The organism is Burkholderia sp. Se-20378 (assembly GCF_017104665.1).
Lineage (GTDB): Bacteria > Pseudomonadota > Gammaproteobacteria > Burkholderiales > Burkholderiaceae > Burkholderia > Burkholderia lata.
The window spans coordinates 1-11,870 of sequence record NZ_JAAGPG010000259.1 but is presented as its reverse complement, the minus strand read 5'-3'; the positions used below and the strand labels follow the sequence as shown (position 1 = coordinate 11,870).

Sequence of the window (11,870 nt, the reverse complement as noted above, 5' to 3'; positions counted from 1 at the left end):
CCCGGCAGGTCGTCGGGCAGGCGCGGCTCGCCGCGTCGCTCGAGATAGGCCGGCGCAGCGACCGCGACGAACGGGTTCGGTGCAAGCGCGCGGCAGACCAGCGTCGGGTTGCCGTAGAGCCGGGTGCCCGTGACGATGCCGACGTCGTCACCCGAATCGAGCACGTCGAGCGGCACCTCGGCGACGCTCAGCTGCACGCGCAACTCCGGGTAGCGCTGCCGGCAGCTGCTGACGAGCGGGTGCCGCGACCGCGGCCACAGCAGGCCCGCAGAGCACACTCGCAGCGGCCCGGCCGGTCAGCGTCGGGTTGCCGTCGAGCCGGGTGCCCGTGACGATGCCGACGTCGTAACCCGAATCGAGCACGTCGAGCGGCCCCTCGGCGACGGTCAGCTGCACGCGCAACTCCGGGTAGCGGTGCCGGAAGCTGCTGACGAGCGGTGTCAGCGCCAGCGGCGACAGCAGGCCCGACGCGACGACGCGCAGCGTGCCGGCCGGTTCGCGCACGGCATGCGCGACGGACGATTCGAGGTGGTCGAATTCCTCGAGCAGCGCGCGGCACCCGTCGAGGTAGCGCACGCCGGCCTCGGTGAGCGACAGGTTCCGCGTGGTGCGGTGGATCAGCCGGGTGTTCAGGTGGCCCTCGAGCATCGCGATCGAACGCGTGACGAGTGCATTGGACACGCCGAGATGGTGCGCCGCGCGCCGGAAGCTCTGCTGCTCGGCGACGCAGACGAATACACGCATGGTCTGAATCTGGTTCATGGCTTGCGTATTTCTGGCCCGGTTGATTGATTATGGTTGTGGTTTTAAGCCGCGCGACCTCAAAAGCGCCTCGCGCGGCTCCCAGTTTTTCCATCGTATCGAAAAATCGTTTTTTTCGATTCCGCAGATGATTGTTCAATACAGAAGCGATATCCGTCAACCTGAGAAAAGGGGCGGGTTGCGGAAAATCGAAATAGGGGGTAACGCGTTAAACGTTGCGCTGTCTCGCATGCCTGCCGTTCAAAGGTGGCACGGTATTCGAGCGAGTATGGGGTGTGCGAATATTTCCTATGTTAATCAATAAGTTGTGAACTATTTGGGCAGGCTTGTTTCGGTATTTCAAGGAAGCGTGCCCCAATACATGCCGAAATAATGGATGTTTTTTGGGCCGTGCGAAGGTTTTGCGTATCGGATTCCGCGTGGCGATTTTTAGCACGGATCCAGCCTATTTCGTTCGATACAGAAGTCGCGCTGAAGCGGCGATGTCGGCGAATCGCGGTGTTATTGATGGAGTAAATCGTGCGCTTGACGCACGAGTGCGACGGGTTCACACCCTGGGCGGCGATCTTGTTCAAACCGGAAGACTCGCGCGCAGCCCGCGCACGGCCGGCTGGCCCGGTCCGGCGACCGGGCCACCGTCGCGCTGTCCGGCCGCGCGTGCCTCTTGCGCGAGGCGGCGGAACGCGGAATGATCGATCAGTTCGCCATGCAGCGCGGCGGGCGTCCGTGCACTTCCTTCCCTCACCTTTTACCTGCCATGTCCATCGATTACTCGCCGATTCCCTGTCCCGTCGTCGTGCCGCTCGACGCGATCCTGCCCGAAGAACCGCTGCTGATGATGGGGGCCGGCCCGGTCCCGATTCCGGCCGCCGTCGCGAAGGCGAACACGGTCGTGATCAACCACCTCGGCGCGACGATGGCGAAGATCATCGAGCAGGTGAAGGAGATGGCGCGCTACGTGTTCCAGACCCGCACGAAGTGGGTGCTCGGCGTCGCGGGCCCCGGTTCGGCCGCGATGGAAATGGCGATCTCGAACCTCGCATGGCGCGGGACGCGCGTGCTGTCGATCCGCAACGGCTTCTTCAGCGCGCGGATGGCCGAGATGGCCACGCGTGTCGGCGCCGAAGTCGCGACGCTCGAAGTGGCCGACCGCGCGGTTGCCAGCCTCGACGAGATCGCGGATGCGATCGCGCGCGAGCGGCCCGAGATCGTCACGATCGTGCAGGGCGAGACGTCGAACACCGTGTGGAACCGCGACCTGCGCGACATCGCCGCGCTCGCGAAGGCGGCCGGTGCGCTGGTCGTGGTCGACGCGGTGTGCACGCTGTCGACGATGCCGCTCGAGATGGACGCGTGGGGCATCGACGCGGTGATCACCGGCGGCCAGAAGGGGTTGTCGTCGATCCCGGGCGTGTCGCTGATCGCGTTTTCCGACGCCGCCTGGAACCGCATGAAACAGCGTCCCGAACCGAACGCGCACTGGTGCCTCGACATGGCGCTCGCGGAGAACTTCTGGCACAACGCCGGCTATCACTACACGGCGCCCGTGTCGGGCGTGCTCGCGCTGCACGAGGCGCTGCGGCTCGTCTGCGCGGAGACGCTTGAAAGCCGCTTCGCGCGCCACCTGCGCTGTTCGCTCGCGCTGCAGGCCGGCGTCGAGTCGATGGGGCTCAAACTCTACGCGCCGAAGGACTGCCGGCTCAATTCAGTGGTCGGGATCGAGACGCCGGAAGGGCTCACGCCGGGGATGGTCTGCGGCCATATCTCGAAGCAGTACCAGGTCGAGATTTCGGGCTCGTTCGGCTTGCCGATCGTGCGGATCGGGCAGATGGGCGAGCAGTGCCGGGAACACAACCTGTTCCGCACGCTGCATGCGTTCGGCCGCACGATGGTCGACCTGAAGGTGCCGGTCGACCTGCCGGCCGGCGTCGCGGCGCTCGAACAGGAACTGTCGCGGCGCGGCGCGTAAGCACGAAAACGAGGTAAGGGGCCGCGCTCAGCGGTCCAGCATCGCGCGCCGGTACGTATTCGGCGTCGTGCCGTGCGCGTCGCGGAAGCGATGGCTGAAATGGCCGGCGTTCGCGTAGCCGCAGTCGGCCGCGATCTGCGCGAGCGGCAGCGCCGTCGTGCGCAGCAGCTCGCGCGCCCGCGCCAGCCGCTGCTCGGCCACCCATGCGTGCGGTGCGCGGCCGAACGACAGCCGGAACATCCGCGAGAAGTGGTACTCGGACAGCGCGGCGACGTCGGCGAGTTCGCCGAGCGTCAGCGGTTGCGTCAGGTACGTGTCGATGTAGTCGCGCACGCGGCGGCGCACGGCCGGTGCGAGCCCGCCGCGAAACGACGTGTCGGTGCGGGTCGTGCTCTGCCCGCGCAGCAGCAGGCTCAGGACCTCGTGCGCGGTCTCGTTCACGCGCAGCCGTTCGTCGGCATCGTCCCAGCCGTCCAGCGCGAGCGAGCGCAGCAGCGCGGCGACGCGCGCATCCTCGAAATAGGTGCGGTCGGCGAGTTTCAGCTCGCGCGGCTCGCGGTCGAGTTCGCGGATCGCACGCTGCGTGAAGTGCTCGGGCAGGAAATACAGGTGGATGAAGTGCATCTCGCCGCGTACCCACCAGCGCGATTCATGGTCGCCCGGCAGCGCGCACAGCAGGCTCGGCGCGCCGTAGCGCGGCACGCGCTGGCGTTCGGTCCGGTAGCCGCCGTCGAGGTAGCACGACAGCGTGTGGTGGCCCGGCTGTTCGTAGACCGTCTCGCTTTCGTCGGTGATCCGCGTCCATTCGGCAATCGCCAGATGGTCGCCGAGCCACGCGAAGCGCTCGAGCGTCGCGTTCGCGTCCGCGAGCGTGCGGCAGACCGACTGCAGGCCGAACGGCAGATCGCCGCTGGCCAGGGCGGCGGGGTGGTCGACGGGGGGCGCGGAAAGGGAGAGGCTCATGATGGGCCGAGTATAAGCGGGCGCGCGGCGCCGCGTGCGGCGGCCCGAAAAAGACCGCAATTCCGGACAATCGGCGCGCGCCGGGCGGCGGCATAGTCGGGATCCGTTTCACCTGCTTTTAGGATCGTTGTCGCCATGAACCTGTCGCTTTATTTCGTCACCGTGCTGATCTGGGGCACCACCTGGATCGCGATCAAGTGGCAGCTCGGCTCCGTGCCGCCGCCCGTGTCGATCGCATGGCGCTTCTGGCTCGCGGCCGCCGTGCTGTTCGCGCTGCTGCGCGTGATGCGCCGGCCGGTGCGCCCGCCGCGCGAAGCGTGGCGCTTTCTCCTGGCGCAGGGTTTCGCGCTGTTCTGCCTGAATTTCCTGTGCTTCTACTATTCGGAACAAGTCGTGCCGAGCGGCCTCGTCGCGGTGATCTTCTCGACCGCGCCGCTGCTGAACTCGATCAACGGCCGACTGTTCATGGGCCGTCCGCTGCGGCCGTCGGCGATCGCCGGTGCGCTGCTCGGGCTGGTCGGCATCGCGTGCCTGTTCTGGCAGCAGATGGCCGGCCATCTCGACGACCACGCGACCTGGATGGGGCTCGCGATCGCGTTCGCGGGCACGATGTGCTTCTCGGCCGGCAACCTGCTGTCGAGCCGGATGCAGTCGATGGGGCTGCACCCGCTCGTGACCAACGGCTGGGCGATGCTGATCGGTGCGACGATCCTGACCGTCGGCAGCGCGGTGGCCGGATTGCCGTTCACGCTCGACACGAGCCCGCGCTATCTCGGCGCGCTCGTGTACCTGGCCGTGCCCGGCTCGGTGATCGGCTTTACCGCCTATCTGACCCTCGTCGGCCGGATCGGGCCGGAGCGTGCCGCGTACTGCACGGTGCTGTTCCCGATCGTCGCGCTGGCCGTGTCGACGGTGTTCGAGGGCTACCAGTGGTCGCCGCTCGCGGTGGTCGGGCTGCTGCTGGTGGTGGCCGGTAACCTGGTCGCGTTCGACCTGACGCGGCGGTTGTTTCTCCGGGCCGCCTGACCGGGAGGCGGCTGTCTGTGGTGTCCCGATGCATCGGTCGTCCGCCCGGTGCTGGCAGTCTTGGGCATGCCAATAAGTTGACACGGTTGACTTGGTTGCGTGGCTGGCTTATCCTTCATTCTGATCGTGAAAGGAGGCGATGATGGGTCGGCATGCGCAAGCGCTCGAGGGCGCCGATGTCATCCTCGATGTGGATACCGAAGTGGCGCTGCGCTGCGCCGTCGGCGCAGCGACCATGCTCGGGCCGGATAAGGCTCGAGCATTGCTCGAGCTGTCCGACGCGCAACTAGGTCATCTGTTCAAGGTCGGTATCGCTCAGGTCATCGATCTTGCCGGCGTCGTCACTTTCGGGATCGCCGCCGCGGCGACCCGCGACAGGAAAGCGCCCGGCCGCGCGAAGCCGAATCCAGCCGCATACGAGGGCGCTGTGCTTTCCGAGGTCGAGCGGATTGCGTTGTCCGAGCGACAGGCGCTGGTTGCCGCCGGCAGGTTGTTGCCGGCCGCCGAACTCTGGGCGGGGCTGAGCATTACCCGGCAGGCGCTCAACAAGGCACTCGTGTCGGGGCGCATCTTCACGGTGGACGTCGGGGCCGCGCAGTACTATCCGGCCTTCTATCTGGCAGGCGACATCGATCGCAAGACGCTGGGCAAGGTGACGCAGCAACTGGGCAGTCTGCCGGGCTGGAGCAAATGGCAGTTTTTTACGGCACCGAAGGCTTCGCTCGGTAACGTCACGCCGCTGAAAGCACTGTCGCAAGGGCAGGTCGAGCGGGTGGAGCGCGCGGCGGCAGCCTTCGTGGAACGCTAGGAGCGTGCGGTTGACGCTGGCGGCACCGGGCAGGCATTTCGCGCATGCAACGCTGACGACGAAAGAAGTCGCGCCTGCCACGCTGCTCCGTATTTCACGCTACGACACCGATGAACCCTACTTCGGTAGGTCGGGCGGCAACCGGTTCGACGATCCGCGCAAGCGGGGCAGGTTCGGTACCTGCTATTTCGGCTTCGACCTGCATTGCGCGTTTGCCGAGACGGTGCTGCACGACGAAGTCGCGGATCTCAAACTCGGCGGGTTCCCGCTCGTGACGGCGGAATTGGAGCGCTACGTGCTGTCCTTTACCGGCTCGCCACTGAACGTGGCCGTCCTGCACGGTCTGCCGCTGAAGAATCTGGGCGGCGACGGGTCGCTGTCGACCGTCGCGCCCTACGACATCCCGCAACAATGGTCGGCCGCCGTGCACCGGCACGACCAACGGGTCGACGGCTTCCTGTACATGTCGAGGCACCTCAACACGTCGGAAGCGCTCGTCCTGTTCGATCGCGCCGCGTCCAAGCTTGAACGCGCGGCTGCAGTGCCGTTCCGCCATCATCCGGAAGCCGCCCGCGTGCTGCGGGAATTCAACATTCTGCCGCGCTAGTCTGCGCCGCACCGGCTGGCGGATGGACGATGTACCCGCCCGTTCCGCCCGCCGAACCTTGCCCCGTTATGCCGCCGCGCCGCTTCCCGCCACCCGCGCCTGTCGCTGGTACAGCACCATCGACAGCGCGACGCCCGCGGCAGCCGCCACCGCCGCGAACAGGAATACCTGCGGATAGCCGAACGCGCCTGCGACATAGCCGGCGAGCGGGCCCGTGATGCCGAGCGACAGGTCGAGGAACACCGAGTACGCGGACAGCGCCGCGCCACGGCTCGCGGGCGGCACGAGCGCGACTGCCTCGACGCCGAGCGCCGGGAAGATCAGCGCGAAGCCGAAGCCGGTCAGTGCGGCGCCGATCAGCGCGACGTGCGGCACGGGCGCGAGCCACAGCAGCACGAGGCCCGAGCATTCGAACGCGAACGACACGATCGCAACGCGGAAGCCGCCGTAGGTCTTGATCGTGTTCGCGAACAGCAGGCGCGCACCGATGAACAGCGTGCCGAACACGGTCAGCGACAGCGCGGCGTTCGGCCAGTGGCGCGCCGCGTAGTACAGCGTGACGAAGGTCGCGATCGAGCCGAAGCCGGCCGAGCCGAGCGCGAGGCCGAGGCCGTGCGGCAGCACGCGCGTGAACACGCTCGCGTACGACATCCGCTCGCCGTGCACGAGCGGCACGGAAGCGATCAGGCGCGCGAGGTAGAAGCCGGTTGCGGCGAGCGCGATCACGATCACGCCGATCAGCGCCGGATTCAGCGTATGCGCGATCGCGACGCCGACCGGTGCGCCCAACGCGAGCGCGCCGTAGGTCGCGATGCCGTTCCACGAGATCACCTTCGCGTTGTGCGTGACGCCGACCCGGCCGATGCCCCACAGGATCGCGCCGGTGCCGCACAGGCTTTCGCCGACGCCGAGTACAAGCCGGCTCGCGACCAGCAGCACGAGGCTCGCGACCGGCCAGTGCGCGAGCAGCAGCGCGACGAGCAGCAGCACACCCGACACGCCGCAACCGACCAGCCCGCGCAGCACCGTCTGCTTCGGCCCGAGCGTATCGGCCAGGCGCCCGGCGAGCGGCCGCGACGCGAGCGTCGCGAAATACTGGACGCTGATCGCGCCGCCCGCGACGATCGCGGAAAAGCCGAGGTCGTCATGGACGAAGCCCGGCAGCACCGCGAGCGGCAGGCCGATGGTCAGGTAGCAGATGAACGTGAAGCAGACGACGGACACGATTTGCAGCGTGACCGCGAACCCGCTGCGCGGCGGTGTGGCGGAATCGGTTGACATGGGGTCGGAACGAATGAACGAAACGGACGGAGGACGGCGAAAAAGGGAATCGGGATTTTCCCATGGAACCGGTTTTCACGCAGGTACCATTTAGTTAATCGCGACCTGTTTTTGAGGATGACGGACGGTTGCGGGGGCGCAGGGAAGGGGCCGGGAGCGCCGTGTGGAAAGGCCGCCGGGCGGCCCCGGCGCTCATATCGCGGCAGTTATATGGGCCCCATGCGTGATGGGCTATGGGTTGCGGAATTTGATGGTGATAGCGTGCAAACTGTCAGAAAAACGTCGGTCGAGCGCACTGCGCGGGCCGCCTTGCCCCCCATTTGAAGAATCATCGAGACATGAGTGAGCCGATCCGCTTCTACCATCGTCACGCGATCCGCGAAGTCAGCGGCGCGGACGTTACCCGCACCGTGCTGCAATACCTGCGCGAGGACGCGCATTGCACCGGCACCAAGGAAGGCTGCGCGGAAGGCGACTGCGGCGCGTGCACGGTCGTCGTCGGCGAGCTGACCGACGCCGGCGCGGTCGAGTTCAAGGCCGTCAACGCATGCATCCAGTTCCTGCCGACGCTGGACGGCAAGGCGCTGCTCACGGTCGAGGACCTGCGTCAGCCGGACGGCGCGCTGCATCCGGTGCAGCAGGCGATGGTCGACTGCCATGGTTCGCAATGCGGGTTCTGCACGCCCGGCTTCGTGATGTCGATGTGGGCGCTGTACGAGAAGCACGGCCACGAAGGCTGCGGCAGCGCCGGCACGTGCGCGAAGGCGAAGGACGTGCCGACGCGTACCGAGATCGCCGATGCGCTGACCGGCAACCTGTGCCGTTGCACCGGCTATCGCCCGATCGTCGATGCGGCCGTGCAGATGTTCGATGCGCCGGCGCCGTCGGCCCCGGTCGACACGGCCGCGCTGGCCCGCACGCTCGCGTCGCTCAAGCGCGACGATACGTTCGACTACGCAACGATCAACGGCGCGCGCTTCGCGGCGCCGCGCACGCTCGACGCGCTGGCCGCGCTGAAGGTCGAGCGGCCCGACGCGCGCATTCTCGCGGGCAGCACCGACATCGGCCTGTGGGTCACCAAGCAGATGCGCCGGCTCGACGACCTGATCTACGTCGGCCAGATCGCCGAACTGCAACGCCTCGCGGAGCGCGGCGACTGGATCGAGATCGGCGCGGGCGTGACGGTCGAGAAGGCGTATGCGGCGCTGGCCGGCCAGTATCCGGAACTGACCGAGATGTGGAAGCGCTTCGCGTCGCTGCCGATCCGCAACGCGGGCACGATCGGCGGCAACGTCGCGAACGGCTCGCCGATCGGCGATTCGATGCCGGGCCTGATCGCGCTCGGCGCGCGCGTGGTGCTGCGCGGCGGCGACACGGTGCGCGAGCTGCCGCTCGAGGCGCTGTACACGGGCTACCAGCAGAAGGACATGGCGCCGCACGAATTCGTCATCGGCCTGAAGGTGCCGACCCGCACCGGCGCGCGCGAGAAGCTGCAATTCCGCACGTACAAGCTGTCGAAGCGGTTCGACTCCGACATCTCGGCCGTCTGCGCGGCGTTCGCGTTCATCGCGGAAGGCGACACGATCCGCGAGCCGCGCATCGCGTTCGGCGGGATGGCCGCGACGCCGAAGCGCGCAACGCACACGGAAGCCGTGCTCGACGGCGCGCTGTGGCATGAAGCCACCGCGCAGGCCGCGATGCAGGCGCTCGAGCGCGACTACCAGCCGCTGTCCGACATGCGCGCGACGAGCACGTACCGCCTCGATACCGCGAAGAACCTGATGTACCGATTCTGGCTGGAGACGCGCCCGCACGACCCGCTGCCGCCGCAAGCCCTGAATGTGCGTGAAGTAGCCGCCGAACTCGGCACCGACGCGGCGCGCGTCTGAAGACGGAGAACACCGAACATGAACCAGCAAGCAGAACCGTTCCTGAGCACCCTCGATCCGCAAGCCGATGCGGCGCAGGTCCACGTATCACGCGCGCACGAATCCGCGCACCTGCACGTCAGCGGCCGTGCCACCTACACCGACGACATCCCGGTCGTCGCGGGCACGCTGCACGCGGCGCTCGGCCTGTCGGCGAAACCGCACGCGAAGATCGTGTCGATGAACTTCGACGCGGTGCGCGCGACGCCGGGCGTGGTCGCCGTGTTCACGGCCGACGACATCCCGGGCGTCAACGACTGCGGCCCGATCATCCACGACGACCCGGTGCTCGCGAAGGGCATCGTGCAGTTCGTCGGCCAGCCGATGTTCATCGTCGTCGCGACGTCGCATGAAACCGCGCGGCTCGCCGCGCGCCGCGCGCAGGTCGACTACGAGGAACTGCCGGCGATCCTCACCGCGCAGGAAGCGCGCGCGGCCGAAACCTACGTGATCCCGCCGCTGAAGCTCGCGCGCGGCGACGCGGCCGCGCGGCTCGCCGTCGCGCCGCACCGCGAGTCGGGCGAAATGCTGCTCGGCGGCCAGGAGCAGTTCTACCTCGAAGGGCAGATCGCGTACGCCGTGCCGAAGGACGACGACGGGATGCACGTGTACTGCTCGACGCAGCACCCGAGCGAGATGCAGCACCTCGTCGCGCACGTGCTCGGCGTCGCGTCGCACAACGTGCTCGTCGAATGCCGCCGGATGGGCGGCGGGTTCGGCGGCAAGGAATCGCAGTCGGGCCTGTTCGCTTGCTGCGCGGCGCTCGCCGCGTGGAAGCTGCTGTGCCCGGTGAAGCTGCGTCCGGACCGTGACGACGACATGATGATCACCGGCAAGCGGCACGACTTCCATTACCGCTTCGACGTCGGCTACGACGACGACGGCCGTATCGACGGCGTGGCGCTCGACATGACGTCGCGCTGCGGCTTCTCGGCCGACCTGTCGGGCCCGGTGATGACGCGCGCGGTGTGCCACTTCGACAACGCGTACTGGCTCGGCGACGTCGATATCGCCGGCTACTGCGGCAAGACCAACACGCAGTCGAACACCGCGTTCCGCGGCTTCGGCGGCCCGCAGGGCGCGTTCGCGATCGAGTACATCCTCGACGACGTCGCGCGCTCGCTCGATCGCGATCCGCTCGACGTCCGCTATGCGAACCTGTACGGCAAGACCGAACGCAACGTCACGCCGTACGGGCAGACGGTCGAGGACAACGTGCTGCAGGAGCTGCTCGGCGAACTCGAAACGACGAGCGACTACCGCGCGCGGCGTGCGGGCGTGCGCGAATTCAATGCACGCAACACGGTGCTGAAGAAGGGCATCGCGATCACGCCGGTGAAGTTCGGCATTGCGTTCAACGTCACGCACTTCAACCAGGCCGGCGCGCTGGTGCACATCTACACCGACGGCTCGGTGCTCGTGAACCACGGCGGCACGGAGATGGGGCAGGGGCTCAACACGAAGGTCGCGCAGGTCGTCGCGCACGAGCTCGGCATCCGCTTCGGCCGGATCCGCGTGACGGCGACCGACACCAGCAAGGTGGCGAACACGTCCGCGACCGCTGCGTCGACGGGCTCGGACCTGAACGGCAAGGCCGCGCAGGATGCGGCGCGCCAGCTGCGCGAACGGCTTGCGGTGTTCGCGGCGAAGCAGTTCGGCGACGGCAAGGTCGATGCGGCCGATGTGAGGTTCGGCAACGACTTCGTGTCGGTCGGCGGCCACAACGTGCCGTTCGGCGAAGTGATCGCGAAGGCGTACCTCGCGCGCGTGCAGCTGTGGTCCGACGGTTTCTACGCGACGCCGAAGCTGTACTGGGACCAGTCGAAGCTGCAGGGCCGGCCGTTCTATTACTACTCGTACGGCGCGGCCGTGTCGGAAGTCGTGATCGACACGCTGACGGGTGAAATGCGCACGCTGCGCGTCGATGCGCTGCACGACGTGGGCGCGTCGCTGAACCCGGCGCTCGACATCGGCCAGGTCGAAGGCGCGTTCATCCAGGGGATGGGCTGGCTCACGACCGAGGAGCTGTGGTGGAACAAGGGCGGCAAGCTGATGACGCATGCGCCGTCCACGTACAAGATCCCGACGGTGAACGACACGCCGCCGGAATTCAACGTGCTGCTGTTCAAGAACCGCAACGTCGAGGACAGCATCCACCGTTCGAAGGCTGTCGGCGAGCCGCCGCTGCTGTTGCCGTTCTCGGTGTTCTTCGCGGTGCGCGATGCCGTGGCCGCGGTCGGCGACTACAAGGTGAACCCGCCGCTCGACGCGCCGGCTACCGGCGAGTCGATCCTGCGCGCGGTCAGCGCGGTGCGTGCGGCACGCGCCGGTCAGGCAGGCTGACATGAAACAGCCCCCGCGCTCACTTCGTTCACGGCCCCCCGTGGGGGCGGTCAGCCTCCTTGGGGCGGCCCGGCGGAGGCTGAGATGAAACAGCCCCCGTGCTCACTTCGTTCACGGCCCCCCGAGGGGGCGGTCAGCCTCCTTGGGGCGGCCCGGCGGAGGCTGAGATGAAACAGCCCCCGG

The 11,870-nt window shown here is 67.6% G+C and carries 10 protein-coding genes and 1 pseudogene; 6 read left to right on the top strand and 5 right to left on the bottom strand.

Features of this window, described 5'->3' with window-relative positions:
- The 3 genes and pseudogenes from G3N93_RS23975 to G3N93_RS23965 all read right to left on the bottom strand — a co-directional run.
- On the bottom strand, positions 1-263 hold a 263-nt coding region (locus tag G3N93_RS23975; protein ID WP_374196506.1), incomplete at its 3' end, for a LysR substrate-binding domain-containing protein.
- A pseudogene (locus tag G3N93_RS23970) lies at positions 235-762 on the bottom strand (LysR family transcriptional regulator); the annotation flags it as partial. The gene G3N93_RS23975 and the pseudogene G3N93_RS23970, both read right to left, overlap by 29 nt.
- A gap of 293 nt (positions 763-1,055) precedes the next feature.
- Positions 1,056-1,337, bottom strand: a complete 282-nt coding sequence (locus tag G3N93_RS23965; protein ID WP_206134100.1) for a hypothetical protein — start codon at positions 1,335-1,337, stop codon at positions 1,056-1,058.
- 182 nt (positions 1,338-1,519) lie between these two features.
- Between G3N93_RS23965 and G3N93_RS23960 the strand changes: the two genes are divergently transcribed.
- Complete coding sequence (locus G3N93_RS23960) at positions 1,520-2,731, top strand: alanine--glyoxylate aminotransferase family protein (RefSeq protein WP_174939390.1); 1,212 nt, start codon at positions 1,520-1,522, stop codon at positions 2,729-2,731.
- Positions 2,732-2,758: 27 nt separating this feature from the next.
- Here the strand turns inward: G3N93_RS23960 and G3N93_RS23955 are convergent, their stop codons facing one another.
- Positions 2,759-3,694, bottom strand: coding sequence for a helix-turn-helix domain-containing protein (locus G3N93_RS23955; protein ID WP_206134099.1), 936 nt, complete (start codon positions 3,692-3,694; stop codon positions 2,759-2,761).
- Between the two features lie 135 nt (positions 3,695-3,829).
- Between G3N93_RS23955 and G3N93_RS23950 the strand changes: the two genes are divergently transcribed.
- The 3 genes from G3N93_RS23950 (at position 3,830) to G3N93_RS23940 (ending at position 6,135) form a co-directional block, all read left to right on the top strand.
- Entirely contained in the window at positions 3,830-4,720 is an 891-nt protein-coding gene (locus G3N93_RS23950; RefSeq protein ID WP_174939395.1) for a DMT family transporter, read from the top strand.
- 142 nt (positions 4,721-4,862) lie between these two features.
- The gene (locus G3N93_RS23945) at positions 4,863-5,528 is read left to right on the top strand and encodes a hypothetical protein (RefSeq protein ID WP_174939397.1); all 666 of its coding nucleotides are present in this window, start codon (positions 4,863-4,865) and stop codon (positions 5,526-5,528) included.
- Between the two features lie 4 nt (positions 5,529-5,532).
- Complete coding sequence (locus tag G3N93_RS23940) at positions 5,533-6,135, top strand: RES family NAD+ phosphorylase (RefSeq protein ID WP_307873426.1); 603 nt, start codon at positions 5,533-5,535, stop codon at positions 6,133-6,135.
- Between the two features lie 66 nt (positions 6,136-6,201).
- Here the strand turns inward: G3N93_RS23940 and G3N93_RS23935 are convergent, their stop codons facing one another.
- The gene (locus tag G3N93_RS23935; protein ID WP_174939401.1) at positions 6,202-7,416 is read right to left on the bottom strand and encodes an MFS transporter; all 1,215 of its coding nucleotides are present in this window, start codon (positions 7,414-7,416) and stop codon (positions 6,202-6,204) included.
- 338 nt (positions 7,417-7,754) lie between these two features.
- On the opposite strand from G3N93_RS23935, the gene xdhA reads away from it, so the two are divergent.
- Together xdhA and xdhB are read left to right on the top strand one after the other, a co-directional pair.
- Entirely contained in the window at positions 7,755-9,305 is a 1,551-nt protein-coding gene (xdhA, locus tag G3N93_RS23930; protein WP_206134098.1) for a xanthine dehydrogenase small subunit, read from the top strand.
- Between the two features lie 18 nt (positions 9,306-9,323).
- On the top strand, positions 9,324-11,687 hold the full coding sequence (gene xdhB / locus G3N93_RS23925) for a xanthine dehydrogenase molybdopterin binding subunit (protein WP_174940695.1): 2,364 nt from the start codon (positions 9,324-9,326) through the stop codon (positions 11,685-11,687).
- Positions 11,688-11,870: the final 183 nt, after the last annotated feature.